Annotated in this window: 17 protein-coding genes; 7 read left to right on the top strand and 10 right to left on the bottom strand. The window is 59.5% G+C overall.

Annotated elements, in window-relative coordinates:
- The first annotated feature begins 44 nt into the window (after window positions 1-44).
- Both ARCT_RS0123600 and ARCT_RS0123605 read left to right on the top strand, forming a co-directional pair.
- Window positions 45-1070: a LacI family DNA-binding transcriptional regulator gene (locus ARCT_RS0123600; protein ID WP_027242303.1), complete on the top strand. Its 1026-nt coding sequence runs from the start codon at window positions 45-47 to the stop codon at window positions 1068-1070.
- Complete coding sequence (locus ARCT_RS0123605) at window positions 1070-2284, top strand: winged helix-turn-helix domain-containing protein (protein ID WP_027242304.1); 1215 nt, start codon at window positions 1070-1072, stop codon at window positions 2282-2284. The genes ARCT_RS0123600 and ARCT_RS0123605 overlap by 1 nt, the downstream gene beginning before the upstream one ends.
- Window positions 2285-2300: 16 nt before the next feature.
- On the opposite strand, the gene ARCT_RS0123610 is transcribed toward ARCT_RS0123605, so the two are convergent.
- The 9 genes from ARCT_RS0123610 to ARCT_RS0123655 form a co-directional block, all read right to left on the bottom strand.
- Entirely contained in the window at window positions 2301-2750 is a 450-nt protein-coding gene (locus tag ARCT_RS0123610; protein ID WP_051360975.1) for an acyl-CoA thioesterase, read from the bottom strand.
- A gap of 149 nt (window positions 2751-2899) precedes the next feature.
- Entirely contained in the window at window positions 2900-4405 is a 1506-nt protein-coding gene (locus tag ARCT_RS0123615; RefSeq protein ID WP_027242306.1) for a TRAP transporter large permease, read from the bottom strand.
- Complete coding sequence (locus ARCT_RS0123620) at window positions 4402-4983, bottom strand: TRAP transporter small permease (protein ID WP_027242307.1); 582 nt, start codon at window positions 4981-4983, stop codon at window positions 4402-4404. The genes ARCT_RS0123615 and ARCT_RS0123620 overlap by 4 nt, the downstream gene beginning before the upstream one ends.
- A 75-nt stretch (window positions 4984-5058) precedes the next feature.
- Entirely contained in the window at window positions 5059-6105 is a 1047-nt protein-coding gene (locus ARCT_RS0123625; RefSeq protein WP_027242308.1) for a TRAP transporter substrate-binding protein, read from the bottom strand.
- A gap of 502 nt (window positions 6106-6607) precedes the next feature.
- Window positions 6608-7306 carry a fumarylacetoacetate hydrolase family protein gene (locus ARCT_RS0123635; protein ID WP_027242309.1) on the bottom strand — a complete coding sequence of 233 codons (699 nt, stop codon included), beginning with the start codon at window positions 7304-7306 and terminating at the stop codon, window positions 6608-6610.
- 118 nt (window positions 7307-7424) lie between these two features.
- The gene (locus ARCT_RS0123640) at window positions 7425-8888 is read right to left on the bottom strand and encodes an aldehyde dehydrogenase (protein WP_027242310.1); all 1464 of its coding nucleotides are present in this window, start codon (window positions 8886-8888) and stop codon (window positions 7425-7427) included.
- A 27-nt stretch (window positions 8889-8915) separates the two neighbouring features.
- The gene (locus ARCT_RS0123645) at window positions 8916-9953 is read right to left on the bottom strand and encodes an LLM class flavin-dependent oxidoreductase (RefSeq protein ID WP_027242311.1); all 1038 of its coding nucleotides are present in this window, start codon (window positions 9951-9953) and stop codon (window positions 8916-8918) included.
- A 5-nt stretch (window positions 9954-9958) separates the two neighbouring features.
- Window positions 9959-11704: an alpha/beta fold hydrolase gene (locus ARCT_RS27710; protein WP_027242312.1), complete on the bottom strand. Its 1746-nt coding sequence runs from the start codon at window positions 11702-11704 to the stop codon at window positions 9959-9961.
- On the bottom strand, window positions 11676-12278 hold the full coding sequence (locus ARCT_RS0123655; RefSeq protein ID WP_027242313.1) for an amino acid synthesis family protein: 603 nt from the start codon (window positions 12276-12278) through the stop codon (window positions 11676-11678). The genes ARCT_RS27710 and ARCT_RS0123655 overlap by 29 nt, the downstream gene beginning before the upstream one ends.
- Window positions 12279-12385: 107 nt before the next feature.
- On the opposite strand from ARCT_RS0123655, the gene ARCT_RS0123660 reads away from it, so the two are divergent.
- Window positions 12386-13087, top strand: coding sequence for a GntR family transcriptional regulator (locus ARCT_RS0123660; RefSeq protein WP_027242314.1), 702 nt, complete (start codon window positions 12386-12388; stop codon window positions 13085-13087).
- Window positions 13088-13091: 4 nt separating this feature from the next.
- Entirely contained in the window at window positions 13092-13379 is a 288-nt protein-coding gene (locus tag ARCT_RS0123665) for a DUF1330 domain-containing protein (RefSeq protein ID WP_027242315.1), read from the top strand.
- 71 nt (window positions 13380-13450) lie between these two features.
- Here the strand turns inward: ARCT_RS0123665 and ARCT_RS0123670 are convergent, their stop codons facing one another.
- Entirely contained in the window at window positions 13451-14065 is a 615-nt protein-coding gene (locus ARCT_RS0123670) for a helix-turn-helix domain-containing protein (RefSeq protein ID WP_027242316.1), read from the bottom strand.
- Between the two features lie 290 nt (window positions 14066-14355).
- On the opposite strand from ARCT_RS0123670, the gene lipA reads away from it, so the two are divergent.
- The 3 genes from lipA to gcvH all read left to right on the top strand — a co-directional run bounded on the left by lipA (window position 14356) and on the right by gcvH (window position 17124).
- Entirely contained in the window at window positions 14356-15300 is a 945-nt protein-coding gene (gene lipA / locus ARCT_RS0123675; protein WP_027242317.1) for a lipoyl synthase, read from the top strand.
- A gap of 329 nt (window positions 15301-15629) precedes the next feature.
- The gene (gcvT, locus tag ARCT_RS0123680; protein ID WP_027242318.1) at window positions 15630-16727 is read left to right on the top strand and encodes a glycine cleavage system aminomethyltransferase GcvT; all 1098 of its coding nucleotides are present in this window, start codon (window positions 15630-15632) and stop codon (window positions 16725-16727) included.
- A gap of 31 nt (window positions 16728-16758) precedes the next feature.
- On the top strand, window positions 16759-17124 hold the full coding sequence (gcvH, locus tag ARCT_RS0123685) for a glycine cleavage system protein GcvH (RefSeq protein ID WP_027242319.1): 366 nt from the start codon (window positions 16759-16761) through the stop codon (window positions 17122-17124).
- The last annotated feature ends 80 nt before the right edge of the window (window positions 17125-17204 follow it).

The raw sequence follows: 17204 nt of genomic DNA on the forward strand, positions 1-17204 counted from the left end.
CACTGGCTAACCTTAAAGCAGCAGAAAATATGAGGCCTTAGAACGTGACCACGGAACCCAAGCGCCCGCTCACCCTACGCGATGTATCAGAAGCCACAGGCGTGTCAGAAATGACCGTGAGCCGTGTGTTGCGAAACCGTGGAGATGTCTCGGAAAAAACCAGGATCAAGGTTCTGACCGCAGCCAAGGAACTGGGCTATGTGCCCAACAAGATCGCCGGGGCGCTGGCCTCCAAGCGGGTCAATCTGGTGGCGGTGATCATCCCCTCGCTGTCCAATATGGTCTTTCCAGAGGTGCTGACCGGCATCAATCAGGTGCTGGAAAACACCGCTTTGCAACCCGTCGTCGGGGTGACGGATTATCAGCCGGAGAAAGAAGAAAAAGTTCTGTATGAGATGCTGTCCTGGCGGCCTTCTGGGGTGATCATTGCCGGGTTGGAACATACCGAAGCGGCGCGGGCGATGCTCAATGCCTCGGGCATTCCGGTGGTGGAGGTCATGGATACCGACGGCAAGCCGGTGGATTCCATGGTGGGGATTTCGCATCGCCGGGCTGGCAGCGAGATGGCCAAGGCGATCCTGAAAGCGGGCTATCGCCATATCGGTTTCATGGGCACCAAAATGCCGCTGGATCACCGCGCCCGCAAACGGTTTGAAGGCTTTACCGAGGCCCTGGCCAAGGAAGGCGTCGAGATCGAAGACCGCGCATTTTATTCCGGCGGCTCTGCGCTGGCCAAGGGGCGCGAGATGACGCAAGAGATGCTGGAACGCTCTCCTGATTTGGATTTTCTCTATTATTCCAACGATATGATCGGTGCAGGTGGGCTGCTGTATCTGATGGATCAGGGCATTGATGTGCCCGGACAGATTGGTCTTGCTGGCTTTAACGGGGTTGAGCTGCTGCAGGGGCTGCCGCGCCAATTGGCCACTATGGATGCCTGTCGGTTGGAGATTGGTCGCAAGGCTGCCGAGATCATTATCTCGCAGCTGGATGATCCCGACGCGGTGCAAGAGCACCATGTGACACTGACCCCCACCATCACTTATGGTGACACGCTCAAGCGGCGCTGATGGCTCTGCCGCGCCTTGAAAATGCAGCGGCACGGCGGTTGTTCATGGATCGTCACGCCCTGCTGGAACAGCCAAGTGGTGGCTCCAAAGGCATGGATCTGTTGCAGCTGATTTCCCGGCTGGGATTTGTGCAGCTCGACAGTATCAATACTGTGGCGCGGGCCCATGATATGATCCTTTATTCCCGTCGCCCCAGCTATCGTGCCAAACATCTGACGGATCTCTATCATGGCGGCGGGGCGCTGTTTGAGCACTGGACCCATGATGCGGCGATGATCCCACTGGCGTTTTATCCGCAGTGGCATCTGCGGTTTCAGCGCGACGAAGCCCTGCTGCGCAAACGCTGGCGCAATTGGCGTCGCGACGGATTTGAGCAACAGTTTGACACAGTGCTCACCCATATTCGGGATCATGGGCCGGTGAGCTCTTCCGATTTGGGCAAGGACGAGAAAAAGAGTTCAGGCGGCTGGTGGGACTGGCACCCCTCCAAAACCGCGCTGGAATATCTGTGGCGCACCGGTGCGTTGACCGTTGTTGGGCGCTCGGGCTTTCAAAAACGCTATGACCTGACCGAGCGGGTGATCGAAGAGGCGCTGCATGCGCCTGCGGATCTGCCGGATCCGGCGCGGACGGTGGATTGGCTGTGCACACAGGCACTGGACCGGCTTGGCTTTGCCACCTCTGGTGAGCTCGCGGCATTCTGGGATACTGCCAGCACTGCCGAGGCGCGGGAATGGTGCCAACAGGCCAAGGCGCGTGGTGAGATCGAAGAGATCGAGGTCGAGGCAGCGGATGGAAGCCTGCGCAAATGCTTTGCCCGTCCCGGCACATTGACCCAGGCGGCAGAGCTGGCAGCGGCGCCGGGTCGGATGCGGGTTCTCAGCCCTTTTGATCCGATGCTGCGTGATCGCAAACGGGCTGAGCGGCTGTTTGGGTTTTATTACCGGATCGAAGTTTTCACCCCGGCGCCCAAGCGCATCTATGGCTATTATGTCTTTCCCCTGATTGAGGGGCAGCACATGGTTGGGCGTATCGACATGAAGGCGGACCGTCCGGCTGATTGCCTGCGGGTGACGGCGCTGTGGCCCGAGCGCAGCGTCAAATTCACCCCAGCGCGCATCAAACGGTTAGAGGCAGAGCTGGAGCGCACGGCCCGTTTTGCCGGGCTGGAAACCGTTGAATTTGCCGCAGACTGGCTGCGAGAACCGGTCTGATCCCGCAGACAAAAACCTATTCGGGGCGCAGGTTGGCCTCAATCACCGCGCGGTAGTCCGCCGGGGCGGGGCGGGCCTTGAACTCTGACGGGTCGATAAAGACGCAGGTGAATTTCCCCTCAAAACAGAGGGTGCCATTCTGGCGGGCATCGACGCGGAAGGTCACGGATTTGGTGCCGAGCGCGCTGGGCCAGACCGCGCAGTCCAGCCGGTGGCGCGGGGTGACGGGCGAGCGGAACTCCAGGTTCATGCTGACAAAGGGGGTGCCGGTGCCACGGTCCAGTTCCATCTGGAACCAGCCGTCGCCATCCAGGTGATGCTCCCACCAGGCGTCGATGGCCTCGAGCGCAAAGCTGGGGAGATGGCCGGTATAGGCGATCTGCGCCGGATCACAGTGGCCCCAGCCAACCCGGATACTATGCACAAAAGCGGGGCTGTCGCCTGTGGTGCCAACCTGTTCGGACATTTCAATTCCTTGCCTCAACTGCCGGTGCCTCATCTGGCCGGTGCGCCACCCTAACAGATCGGGCGGGGCTTTTTCAAACCCGCCCCTATGAAAAGCCCCCTCCCAGCCGGGCTGGAAGAGGGCATGGTTTGGTTTGCCTGTGCCAGGCTTTAGTACAGCAGATACAGTGGCAGCAGGGTGATGAAGGGGAAGAGCACCAGGATAATCACCCGGATGATATCGGAGGCAACAAAATACATCACCGCCTTGTAGGTATCGATCATCTTGGTCTTGCGATCCATCGCGTTGATGATGAACAGGTTCATCCCAACTGGCGGTGTGATCAGGCCAACCTCCACCACGATGAGCACCAGAATGCCAAACCAGATGGCGACATATTCGGCCTCGATGCGGTTGACGCGGCCCTCGGTGACCCGAATGCCCAGCTCCTTCATCTGCTCACGGGTGAGCTCGGTGCCGGTGGCGATAGCGTCCTGTATTGAGGCGAGCATCTCGGCCCCCATGCCGTCCGGCACCCCGTTGCGCAGCACCTCCAACGCGGCATCCGCCTGCATGTCGATGAGCGAGAGCAGGCCAAAATCCATCACCGAAATCACTGGGAAAAAGATTGGAATGGTCAACAGGATCATCGACAGGCTGTCCATCAGGCAGCCAAAGATCAGATAGAAGGCCAGGATCAGTGCCAGAACCATCCAGGGGCTGAACCCCTGGCTCACCACATAATCAGCCAGCTCTTGCGGCACTTTGGTCAGGGCGAGGAAGCCGTTGTAGAAACCGGCCCCCAGCACGATGAAAAAGATCATCGCGGTGGAGCGCGCTGTCACCATAAAGCTGTCGATCAGATTTTCACGATCCAAGCCACCGTTCATCCAGGCAATGAACCCGGTGCCAGCGGCGCCAACAGCGGCGCCTTCGGTTGGGGTAAACAGCCCGCCATAGATACCGCCAACAACCAGACCAAAAACCGTCAAAACCGGCCAGACCTTGATCAGATTTGCAAAGCGCTCGGACCAGGGAATGGCGGGGCGGATGCCTGCAGCATTTGGGTGGAGGCGCACATAAATCGAGATCACGATGACATAGCCAATGGCGGCCAGCAAGCCGGGGATAAAGGCCGCGAGGAACAGTTTGGCGATGTTTTGCTCGGTCAGGATGGCATAGATCACCAGCACCACCGAGGGCGGGATCAGAATGCCAAGGGTGCCGCCCGCCGCCAGTGTCGCGGTGGAAAACCCGCCAGCATAGCCGTATTGTTTCAGCTCGGGCAGGGCGACCCGGCCCATGGTGGCTGCCGTGGCCAGGGATGACCCGCAGATGGCCCCAAAGCCGGCGCAGGCCCCGATCGAGGCCATGGCGACGCCGCCCTTTTTATGGCCCAAGAACCCTTCGGCGGCTTTGAACAGGGCTGATGACATGCCGCCCAGGGTGGCAAAATGGCCCATCAGCAGGAACATTGGCACGATGGTCAGCGAGTAGGAGGAAAAGGTGGTGTAGGTCTCACTTTTGAGACGCCCAAAGGCCACCTGCGTGCCATCGGTGACCACGATCAAGCCGACAAGGCCGACGACGAACATCGACAGTCCGATGGGCACCCGCAGGAAGATCAGAACCATCAGAATGGGAAAGGAGGCGATACCAATTTCAAGAGCAGTCACTGTTCACCCTCCACGCCGTCCCAGATCTGGATGCGGCCGGTAAAAAATTCATAAGTGCGGACGGCAGCCATATAGATGCCAAGGATAGCGGCCATCACGGCGCCAAACAGACTGGCGGCAAAGGCCCACCAGACCGGAAATTCCAGTAGAAACGAAGTCTCGCCATTGCCAAACTTGCTGATGGTGCCAGCGGCAAGACGCCAGGCGATCAGCACCAGAACCGCAGCAAACAGCAGTTCGGTCACCATGCGCAAAAAGCGGTTCACGCCGCGCGGAAAGGAATTGGCGACGACATCAACTGCGGCATGGCCGACAGAGATCTGGCAGAGCGGCAGAAAGGCAAAGATGGCAAAGGCTACGCCGGCTTCGACCAGTTCAAAATCGCCATTGATTGGCCCCACCCAGGTGATCATCCAGTTTGAAAAGCCCGGTGCAATTGCGTGCATCACATCGCCGTGGAAGAGGCTGTTCAGCAAGCGACCGATAATCGACAGGCAGGTCATAATGATCAGGAGAGAGAGGACCATACCGCCGATAATGGCCATGGATCTGGCCAGCCCCATCATGAGCTTGTGCATGGTTAAAAACCCTTTTTTGTGCGCAAAGGGCCGCGGCACCCAGTGCTGCTGCGGCCCTTTGACTGTATTTCTAGCTTACTTCACGTATTGTGGCGTGTATTTTTCGATCAGGTAGGTGGCTTCATCCAGAAGCGCCTGACCGTCGATGCCCTTTTCGGTCATGTCAGCCAGCCATTTGTCGTAGACAGGCTGCGCCAGTTCGCGCCATTCAGCAGTCTGGTCCGCGTCCAGGGTGATAACATTGTTGCCGTTGTCGAGGGCGGCTTCACGCGAAGGATCATCGGAATCGGCCATGGTGCCGCCGGCAAAGACCGAGAATTCCAACCCGGAGTTTTCATCAATTGCCGCTTTCTGGGCGTCCGACAGGCTCTCGTATTTCTCTTTGTTCATCGCCAGGACGAAGGTCAGAGTATAAAGCGCCTTACCGGTGAACTCGGTGTGGTTTTCAACCAGCTCTGGTACTTTCAGCGCAGCGGTGACTTCCCATGGGATTGTGGTGCCGTCGATCACGCCTTTGGACAGGCCTTCGGGGATTGCAGGAACCGGCATGCCAACGGGGGTTGCGCCCAGCTGTGTCAGCAGCGAGTTGACCGAACGGCCACCGCCACGAATTTTCATGCCCTGCAGGTCGGCCGGGGTTTCAACCGGATCAGAGGTGTGGATAATGCCGGGGCCGTGAACCCAGGTGCCAAGGATTTTGATGTCCTTGAACTCGGTGTCTTTCATGTGCTTTTCGAACATTTCCCAATAGGCGTGCGACGTGGCACGGGCATTGGTCATCATGAAGGGCAGCTCAAAGACTTCGGTCGAAGGGTAACGGCCGGGAGTATAGGCAACAACGGTCCAAACGATGTCTGCAACCCCGTCGATGGCCTGGTCCATCAGCTCTGGTGGTTTGCCGCCCAGCTGCATCGAGGGAAAGCGGTCAATGGTGATTTCACCACCAGAAGCCGCTTCGACCTTGTCAGCCCAGACGTCGAGGATCAGCTTGGGCACATTGGCCTGAGCTGGCAGAAACTGGTGCAGTTTCAGGGTGACGTTTTCGGCAAATGCCGAGGTGGCGCTCAGGGCTACGATGGCGGCGGCGCCAGCGGCTCCAAGAAGCTTTCTACGAGTGGTCATATGATTCCTCCCTTTTGACCTTGTCATTTGCCATCCTATTGCCATCGGAAAACGATATTGCAACAAGAGGCTCAATTCTTTCCATTTTGTTCCCAAAGCGCTGGGTTTTGTTCGAAAAACGAACGGGCTGCCCTCTGCTATTGGGTGCATTTGTAACTATCAATGCCGGATTATGTATTTTTCACTCATGAATTTACGGGTCAGAGATGTCATCGGTGGCCCCTCCCCAAAATGACACTGATACGTTACATAATTCTCATGCCAGCAGCCTGCGTGATACATTTCAACATTATGTATCGGTTATTTCAATCCCTCTTTGCCAGACAGCGCGGCGACAAGATCGCACAGGCTGCCTCCGTCCTTGCCTTGGCTGGCGTCACAGAGATGTTCTGCGGCCAAAGCCGGTAGACCTGTAATATGCAAAGCAGGGATGCCCTTGCGAATGGACCCAGCGCACATAGGCTTGTCCCAATCGTACCTGATTGCTGCCTATAGGTCCGGGTTACTCTGCTTCTGTAAGGCTAAGCGAGACCGGGGAGAGCCCGGTGATTGTGCCAGTCATATGTTGTTTGGCATGAACGGGGCCAACGCCTGCGGGGGTGCCCGTCAGGATGAGATCACCGGGGCGCAGATGATAATACCCAGAGAGGTGGCAGATGATTTCCTCAACCGACCAGATCAGTTCGGCCAGAGTGGCGTCCTGTTTGGTCTCCCCGTCCACTGTCAGCCAGATCCGCTGATCTGCCACCGGGCCCCAGTCGCCAGCCTTGGTCAAGGGGGCAAAGACGGTGCCCTGTTCCAGATCCTTGCCGAGATCCCAGGGACGTTGCTTTTTGCGCTCGCGGATTTGCAAATCACGCCGGGTCATGTCCAGGGCGCAGCCATAGCCATAGATGGCGGCGCTGGCCTCTTTGGGGGTGGCGCGAAAGACCGGTGCGCCGATGGCCAGGGCCAGCTCCATTTCATAGTGAAAGTTCTCGGTGCCGGGAGGGTAGGGGCAGCTGGTGCCACTCAGCACTGCATTGACGCTGGATTTGGTGAAATAGAACGGCGCTTCCCGGTCGACCTCGACCCCCATTTCAGCGGCATGCGCCGCATAGTTGCGGCCAACGCAGAAAATGCGGCCAACCGGATAGCCGAGGTCTTCGCCCTGAACGGGAATGACCAGCGGGTCTGGCAGGGGAAACAGGGGTTTGGTCATGTCATCGGCTCCTTTGGGGGCAAGACAGCTGCGTCCTGCCTATGATCACCATAGGCAGAAATCTCGCAATGCCCATGCCAAAGCTTCAGCCAAAGCGCCTGCCAAAGCCCGCGCGGGCCTAGCGCATCACAAAGGGATCCGGGATGGGATCGTCCGAGGTGCGCAGCCAGACCGTTTTGACCTTGGTATAGTCCAGCGCCGCCTGTAAACCGCCTTCGCGCCCATGTCCCGACAGCCCGTGGCCGCCAAAAGGCGCAATGGGAGAGACCGCCCGGTAGGTGTTGACCCAAACGATGCCTGCGCGAATGCCCCGGATCATCCGATGTGCCCGTGTCAGGTTTTGGGTGAACACACCCGATGCCAGGCCAAACTGGGTATCATTGGCGATGGCCAGGGCTTCGGCTTCGGTATCAAAACTGACGACTGACAGCACCGGCCCAAAGAACTCTGTGTGCAGACAGGGGGCGTCCGGCGCCTTTGAGCAATCCAGAATGGTGGGCGGGAAGTAGTAGCCGGGTCGGCCCAGTGCGGTGCCCCCGGTAATCAGCTTTGCACCTGCCTGGGTGGAGGCGGCTATCAAGGCCATAGCATGGTCGCGCTGCGCCTTGGTGCACAGCGGGCCAACCTCGGTTGCCATATCATCTGGTGCGCCAATGACCACGGCCTCGGCCTTTTGCTGCAACCGGGCCAGAAACTGATCCTTGATCGAATTTGCAATCACCAATCGTGATCCGGCCACGCAGCTTTGGCCGCTGGCGGCAAAGATGCCAGAGATCTGCGCGTTCACCGCGCTTTTGATATCGGCGTCTTCAAAGACGATAAAGGGCGATTTGCCCCCCAGCTCCAGCGAGGTGGAGGCCAGGTTTTCGGCGGAGTTACGGACAATATGACGAGCGGTTTCCGGCCCGCCGGTAAAGGCCACATGGGCAACCTTGGGATGCGAGGTCAGCGCCGCACCTGCCGCAGGTCCACCGGTAATCACGTTCAACACGCCGGGCGGAAAACCGGCTTGATCAAAGATACGGGCAAACTCCAGCAGTGGCGCCGGGGCTTCTTCTGAGGCCTTCAGCACCACGGTGCAGCCAGCAGCCAGCGCCGGGCCGATCTTGACCGCCGACAGGAACAGCTGCGAGTTCCAGGGCACAATGGCGGCCACCACGCCCAGCGGTTCGCGCCGCAGCCAGACCTCCATGTCGGGTTTATCAATGGGCAGATGCGCGCCTTCGATCTTATCCGCCAGCCCGGCATAATAGCGGTAGTACTCCGCCACATAGGCAATCTGGGCTGAGGTCTCGCGGATGATCTTGCCGGTGTCGCGGGTTTCCAGCTCGGCCAGACGCGGTGCGTTTTCGGCAACCAGATCCGCCAGTCGCAGCAACAGCTTGCCGCGCTGACTGGCCGTCATCGCTGCCCAGTCGGGACCACAAAAGGCCGCCTCGGCAGCGTGCACGGCCCGGTCCACATCGGCAGGGCTGGCCTCGGGCATCCTGGCCCAGACGTCGCCGGTGGCGGGGTCCAGGCTGTCGAATTGGGCTGAACCGGCCTCAAACTGGCCGCCGATATACTGGTGAAACTGCTGCATGATCTGTCCTTTTGCGACGGCGGGCCTTTAGGCGAAGGCGGGCATGACCTCTTTGATGAAACGTTCAAGCGAGGCCTTTTTGCGCTCAAAGCTCATGCTGGAATCGATCCAGAATGAATACTCATCATAGCCCAGGGCCTCATATTTTTTGATCCGTTCAATAACACCTGCAGGTTCGGCAATCACCAGATCACGTTCCATTGCTTCTGCAGAGTAGAAAGGATGCGCGGCGATTTCTTCATCTGAGAGCGGCGCGATCAGGCCCTGGTCAATGGGGCGTTCGTTTTTGAACCAGGCGCCAAAGTAGCAGTAGAACCGGTTCAGCTCTTCTGCGGCCAGTTTCACGTCCTCGGCGCTGTCGGCCACATAGGTGTGCAGTAGCAGCATGATCTTGGGGCGCGGCCTGTCGGGGAATTTGGCGCAGGCATCAGTGAAACGCTGCATCAGGCTGGTGATCTCAGCGTCGCCCTGCCACAGCGGCGTCACCTGCACATTGCAGTGATTGGCGACAGCAAATTCATGGCTGTTGGGATCGCGGGCGGCAACCCAGATCGGCGGGCCGTCCTGCTGCAATGGCTTGGGGGAGGAGGTGGTTTTGGGGAAGGAATGGAATTCGCCCTGCTGAGCATAATCCCCCTGCCAAAGCCCCTGCACTGCGGGGATCAGCTCGCGCATCCGCTGGCCTGCTTCCCAGGCATCCATGCCGGGCATCATGCGTTCATATTCAAAGGAATAGGCGCCACGGGCAATGCCCAGATCCAACCGCCCATCGGTGATGATATCGGTCAGTGCAGCCTCGCCCGCCAGGCGGATCGGGTGCCAGAAGGGGGCAATCACCGTACCGGTGCCCAGCCGTACGTTTTCCGTGTGGCGGGCCACATCGACAAGATTGAGGAAGGGGTTGGGCGAGATGGTGAAATTCATCCCGTGGTGTTCCCCCGTCCAGATCGCATGCATGCCGCCGCGATCGGCGATTTTGCACAGCTCTATGAACTCATCATAAAGCTGCTTTTGGTCCTGATCGGGTGAGATCCGCTCCATATGGGCAAACAAGGAAAACTTCATGCCGTTCAACTCCCTGACACGATTTTGCGGACATTGCCGCTGATTTGAGTGCCATAAAACACCCCGTAATTGCCCATGCGGCTTTCGCTGGCGAAACGCTCCAGCATAATGCGCAGCGCCGGGTCGGTGACCTCCATCATGGTTGATGGGGTCAAAGGCGTGAAACAGCCCTGTTTGGGGGGGCCCTCGCCAGCCTGACAGAGGAAGGAAATATGCTGATGCTCGCGGGCGGCGTCTTCAAAGACCGAATAGATAAAGCCCGGGTCCGCCTCAATTCCGCAGCTGGCGATCAGCTCGCTCAGCGCCACCGAAGCCCCGGCGCGGCCGACAGGCTTTTGCGGCAGGGTCAGCCCGCCAAGCCCGTCGTCGATCAGCATTACTTCGCCCGCCCGTTCAATCAGGGCCGATACAACCAGGTTGGCACCATGGGCCAGCGCCTCTGCCTCGGCGGCGGGGGTGACATAGGCGCCACGGGCATAGCCCAGACCGGGGGCGGTGCTGGTGTCAAAGGCCTCCACCTTGCCGATCAGGATCACATGGTCACCGGCTTGAACCGTTTTATGCATGCTGCAGTCGAACCAGGCCGAGACCCCGGCCAGAATGGGAGAGCCCTGCGGCCCGACGTGCCAATCCACATAGGCAAAGCGGTCGTCAGAGGGGCGCGCAAAGGTATTGGAGATGTTCTTTTGGTCCTCAGCCAGGATATTCACCGCAAAGCCAGGGGCCTGGGTCAGGGCGTCATAGCTGCGCGCGCTATTGGCCAGACAGACCAGCACCAGCGGCGGGTCCAGCGATACCGAGGCAAAGGAGTTGGCGGTAAAGCCCAGCGGGGCGCCAGTGTCGTCATGGCTGGTGACCACGGTGACACCGGTCATGAAGGTGCCAAAGGCGTCGCGCAGGGCGCGCGGATCGAACGGGGCGGGGGCCATTGGTGTCTCCTTGGTGGTGGGTGTTGGACGTCGCAACCAGCGGGTCAGGCTGTCCGTCACCGCATCCGGGTCCGTCAGATTAACCATATGGCGGCCAGGCAGGATTTCCACCGTGCCGTTCTGGGCCAGATCCGCCATGGCGCGTGACATCGCCGGGGTTGAGTTTGGATCGGCGTCGCCGGTGAGCGCCAGCAGCGGACAAGCAATCTGCGACCAGTTTTGGGCATAGGTGGCATCGCCCCGGGCAAAGGCACCATAGGCGGTGGCATAGCCGGTCTTATCGACCTGCGATAGCCAGCTGGCGACCTGCGCACGGGCCTGCTGTTCAACAGGGCTATCGCCAAACCAGCGGCTGAGCGGCGTTTCCAGATCCACCTTGCCCGCCTTGATCTCGGCAGCACGGGCCAGGACCGCAGAGCGGGCTTGCTCAGAGCGCCTGAACACGCCATTGACCAGCGCAACCCGGCGCAGCATTTTGGGGTGCGAACAGGCAAAGCCGCCGGCAATCAGCGCCCCCATGGAATGCCCCGCCAGATTGACCGGGCCTAAGTTCAGTGCGTCGTTCAGCGCGTTCAGGGCGGCATGCAGCCAGGCCACATAGGCCGGCAGATCGGCACCTTCTGCCAAGGGGCTGCTGCCGCCGTGGCCGGGCATATCCAGGGACAGGACCCGGTGGGTTTTCGACAGCGCCTCAATCTGCGGCGCCCAGGCGGCGCTCTGCATGCCGACCCCGTGGATCAACACCAGAGCTTCGCCGCTGCCGGCTTCGCGGTAGCTGAGGCTGCCGAAGGGGTCAGACAGAGGCAGGGTTGTCGAGATCATGGCCCAGATCCTTTAGATCCTGATAGCGATCACCAATGCGGTGATGTGGCCGCCCGCCGATCGAGGCGCCCAGGGCGATGACGATCTCATCCGCCGCCGGGGCATCCGCCACCGCGCATTGAATGGTGAGATAATGCGAGCGGCGACCGCCGTCGTTTTTATCCATCAGGGGGATCATCAGCGGCGCATTGGCCGGGCCACGGGTGTTGCAAAAGGCCAGGTAGCTCTTGGCGCCCACGGCCTCGCGGTAGTGGTTGCCAAACCGCAGGGTGTGGATCAGCGCCGAGGCATGCTCGATCTCGCCGTCCAGGCCAACAATGGCAGATTTGCCATAGGCTTCGACCCTGTCCCCACCACCGGCAGCATCCAGCACCATCTTGGTCAGCAACTCACCCAGCTCTGGCGCGCAGTCGTGAATTTCCGGCTTCAGATCTTCGACAAAGCCCCGGCCCGCCCAGGGGTTTTTGACCACCGCAATGGCGGCAATCAGTTTGAGCGGAGTTGCGGCTTCCTTGCCGCCCTCGATCAGGGTTTCTTCGATATGGAGGAGAGTTTTGCGAATGACAGCTGGCATGGGGCACCTGAGTTGGAGTGAATCTGTTGGACCAACATATGGTATACCATAATCCTGTTAGTCAAGAATCTATTGTCATGCGGTGGGGCTGCTGGTAGGTAGAAGCCATGGAAAACCCTGGTCTTGCTCAGCTGAGAATCGAACAACCCCCTGCAACGCTTCGTGAAATCGTGCAGGAAAAAATGCGTGAAGCGATCATCTCGGGGCTGTTTTCCCCGGGTGAGCGACTGGTAGAGCGTCCCCTGTGCGATCAGCTGGGGGTCAGCCGGACGGTCATCCGCGAGACGATTCGATACCTGGAGGCCGAAGGTCTGGTGGAGATCCTGCCCAATCGCGGCCCCATCGTAGCCTCGCTGAGCTGGGAAGATGCGCGCCAGATCTACGAGATCCGCCGTATGCTCGAGACCTCGGTTGCCATGGCCTGTGCGACATCCGGTTCGCCCAGACTGCACCGCGATTTGCGGGCGGCGCTTGCAACGCTCAAACGGGCCTTTGCGCAGACCGGAGCGGACGTAGAGCCGGGGGCGTTGTTCAAGGCTTCGACCGGGTTTTATCAGGTGATGTTTGAAGCCGCCGGTCATCATATCGCCTGGGAGGTGGTCAATCGGCTCAATGGTCGGATCAGCCGGTTGCGGGCGATGACGCTTTCGGCCACGGACCGGGCCCAGCCTGGGCTGGTCCATATGCAGGCGATCTGTGATGCCATCGTCGCAGGCGACCCAGAGGCGGCGCGGCGCGCAGTAGAGGCCCATCTGACGGATGCCGCAGCCGTGGCGGAGCGGCTGCTGTCCACAACGCAAGAGGAATAGCATAATGCCCAGGGCCTATTGGATTGCCCATGTCACAGTGACAGACCCCGCGGCCTATGTGGGCTATCAGGCTGTCGCCCCAAAAGCGTTTGAGCAGCATGGCGCCAAATTTCTGGCCCGGGGTGGCACGGCAGAGACCATGGAAGGGAAGAGCTGGCAGCGCCATGTGGTGATCCAGTTCGACAGCCTGCAACAGGCGCGCGATTGTTATAATTCGCCCGAATACAAAGAGGCCCGCGCCCAACGCGCTGGCGCCTGCGAGGCCAGCATTACCATCGTCGAGGGCTGCTGAGCTGCCTGCCGAGCTGTCTGGCCGGCCCGGCTGATATGACAGGGTGATGTTGCAGGTTGATTTTACGGGCGTCAGATTTCCAGCGAGACCCAGAGAACCTTTGCGTCCTCTTCGCTGGTGGAGACGCAGCCATGGCCCATGCCGCTGTCGTAATAGACCGAATCACCTGCGGTCATGCTGAGCGGCCGGTAGTGCTCTGTGTAGAGCACCAGATCGCCGCTGATCACATACATGAACTCTTCGCCGCGATGGCGTACCCAGCTGTCATATTCGGTGACATCCCGCGCCTTGATGGTGCTGATATAGGGCAGCATCCGCTTGCTGGTGAGCTCGGTGCACAAGAGCTCATGGTCATAGGTCTTGGTTTCCTGGTGCTCGCCGCGCCCTGACAGGGTGTAGTCGCGTCGCCCCGAAATGCTGCTTTGCGCCGATTGGACGAACAATTGCGGCGTTTCCAGCTCCAAAGTCTGCATAAGGCGGCGGATGATCTCAAAACTTGGGCGGGTCTGGTTGTTCTCGATCTTTGACAGGGTCGAGCGCCCAATGGCCGCTGCCTTGGCCGCTTCTTCCAGGGTCAGGCCCTTTTCCTTGCGCGCATCGCGAATCATTTTTCCCAGGACAACGCCGTCCGGGGCTTCGGTTGTCTCGGGCGCGAGCCCTGCTTCTTCTGACTGAACCGGTTCCATGTTGGCGGTTTCTCCTGTTGCGACTGAACCTTAGCTTTGATGTATGTGGCCGTCAAAATTTCATCATGACATCTTTTGTTGATTGAAGGGGAAAAGTTTCCTAAAGGGGATATGTGGAGCAAAATGGCCATTTCCCGAACTGGGAGCGCCGTGGTCGCAGAGGGTCTTGGGATGCATAGAGATGTAGGGATCAGACATGTGGCCCCTGTTGAGGGGAGTGCTGATGGCTGTGGTCACGCGCCTGCGCTGGGCGCTTTGCCTGCCGCGATACCGGGTGGAGAGATCATCAGATGACTGTGCAGCCGCGTCCCCGTCACCCCGAAAAGGTCAAACGCCCAGCGAGCCCGGTGCCACGAAAGCCAAAGTGGATCCGCAAGAAAAAGATCGAAAGTGCCGAATATTATGAGACTCGTCGCCTGATGCGCGATCATGATCTCTCTACCGTGTGCGAGGAGGCCTCTTGCCCGAATATCGGCGAATGCTGGTCCAAACGCCACGCCACCATGATGATCATGGGGGAGGTCTGCACCCGTGGCTGTTCTTTTTGTAATGTAATGACCGGCCGCCCAGAGGCGCTGGATGTGTTTGAACCCGGTCGGGTGGCGCAGGCGGTCCAGCAACTGGGGCTGCGGCATGTGGTGATTACCTCGGTGGATCGCGATGATCTGCAGGATGGCGGCGCCACGCATATCGCCCAGACCATTCGCGCGGTGCGCCACCAGAACCCGGAGACCACTGTCGAAGTGCTGACGCCGGATTTTCTGGGCAAGGGGGCTGCGGCGCAGGTGGTCTTTGACGCCGCGCCGGATGTGTTCAACCACAATCTGGAAACCGTGCCACATCTATATGCTACGGTGCGCCCCGGCGCGCGCTATTATACGTCGCTGCGCTTGCTGGATGATGCCAAGCGCGCCAATCCGGCACTCTTCACCAAATCAGGCCTGATGGTTGGGCTTGGGGAGAGCCTGAGCGACCTGCGGCAGGTGATGGATGACCTGCGGGCCGCCGAGGTCGATTTCCTGACTGTGGGCCAGTATTTGCAACCGACGCCAAAGCACCATCCGATTGATCGGTTCTGGTCGCCGGAAGAGTTCGAACAGATCGCACAGATCGCCCGCAACAAGGGTTTTCTAGGCGTGTCAGCCACGCCGCTGACACGTTCGTCGTTTCATGCCGACGAAGATTTTGCCGCCCTCAAACAGAGCCGGGACCGCAGTCTGGCCGCGACCCGATGACCACACCGCATTTGGAGAAAACCATGGACGCGTTGAGTGATATTGCAGCGGATGTGAACGGTATCGTTTGGGGGGCGCCATGATGGCGCTGCCAAACCTGATCGCAACAAAAGGAAAAAAGGGCAGCCGCTACCGCGCGGGTCTGAAAACCGCTCACAGGTTCACCCATAGGCCCATAGGGAAGGGTTTGATCTGATCATCCTGGGTCACGCCCAAAGGTGGCTGCCCGAACGACAAAATTGGCCCAAACCTGGCCCGTGTGGTGTGCAATGCCCATTACACAGTTATGGTTGCCCGTGACTGACTTTCGCAAACAAAGGCCCGATACAATGACTGACGCACCCAAACGCACACCGCTTTATGACCTGCATGTGGAACTCGGCGGTAAGATGGTTGATTTTGCTGGCTGGGAAATGCCGGTTCAATACCCCATGGGCATCATGGGAGAGCACAAGCAATGCCGCGAAAAGGCAGGGCTGTTTGATGTCTCCCACATGGGGCAGGTGATCCTGAAGGGCGCCGATATCGCCACCCAGCTGGAAAAGATCGCCCCCTCTGCCTTCACCACTCTGAAAGAGGGCAAGGCCCGCTACACCTTCTTTACCAATGAACAGGGCGGCATCATGGACGATTTGATCGTTTCCAATGCCGGCGATCATTTCTTTGTCGTGGTCAACGCCTCCATGCGGCACCAGGATATCCCCCATATGGCCCAACATCTTGACGGCATCGAGGTCACCGAGATTTTTGACCGCGCCCTGGTTGCTGTGCAAGGCCCGGCGGCGGAAAATGTGGTGGGAGGGCTCTGCCCGGCCGCGCGTGAGATGAAATTCATGGAAACCATCGTGGCGGACATCATGGGGGTTGAGTGCCGCCTGTCGCGTCTGGGCTATACCGGCGAAGATGGCTATGAGATCTCCATCCCGGAAGACAAGGCGATTGAAATCACCCGTGCCTTCCTGGCGCATGAGGACTGCGAACCCGCAGGTCTGGGCGCGCGCGACAGCCTGCGGCTGGAAGCGGGTCTTTGTCTTTATGGCAATGACATTGACACGGATACCACCCCGGTTGAGGCCTCGCTGACCTGGGCAATGCAGAAACGTCGCCGCGAAGAGGGCGGCTTTCCCGGTGCCGCCCGTATCCAGAAACAGCTGACCGAGGGCGCTGCCCGCAAGCTGGTCGGCATCAAGCCAACTGGCCGCGCCCCTGCCCGTCAGGGCGTCGAAGTGCAAAGCACCGAAGGTGAGACCATCGGGTCGATCACCTCGGGGGGCTTTGGTCCCACCGTCGGTGGACCCGTCGCCATGGGCTATGTCTCGGCCAGTCATGCCAGGCCCGGCGAGACGGTAAACCTGATCATTCGCGGTAAGTCCCAGCCGGCCGAAGTGGTGGCGCTGCCCTTCGTGACCCAGAACTACAAACGCTAAGACAGATGACCAGACACGAGGAGAGTCTCAGATGACCACCTATTATTCAGAAGAGCACGAATGGGTTAGCGTAGAAGGCGATGTTGTCACCCTTGGGATCACCCAACACGCGGCTGACCAGCTGGGCGAGATCGTCTTTTGCGAGCAGAAAGACGTGGGTGACGCCTTTGGCAAGGGCGATGAGATCGGTGTGATCGAATCCGTCAAGGCGGCCTCGGAAATCTACGCGCCGCTGGATGGCGAAGTCATCGCGGTCAACGAGACTCTCGCCGACACCCCCGGTGCTTTGAATGACAGCCCCGAAGGCGATGCCTGGATCTATAAGATCAAACTGGCGGAGGCCGCACAGCTTGAGGATCTGATGGATCTGAACGGCTACAAAACCCTGATTGGGTGAATGTGTCGGGGCCGGTTGTTCCGGTCCCGCTGTTTCACCTTTCTCCAAATATCTCCGCCGGAGGCTCCCACAGCTCCGGT

The organism is Pseudophaeobacter arcticus DSM 23566 (genome assembly GCF_000473205.1).
Classification (GTDB): Bacteria; Pseudomonadota; Alphaproteobacteria; order Rhodobacterales; family Rhodobacteraceae; genus Pseudophaeobacter; species Pseudophaeobacter arcticus.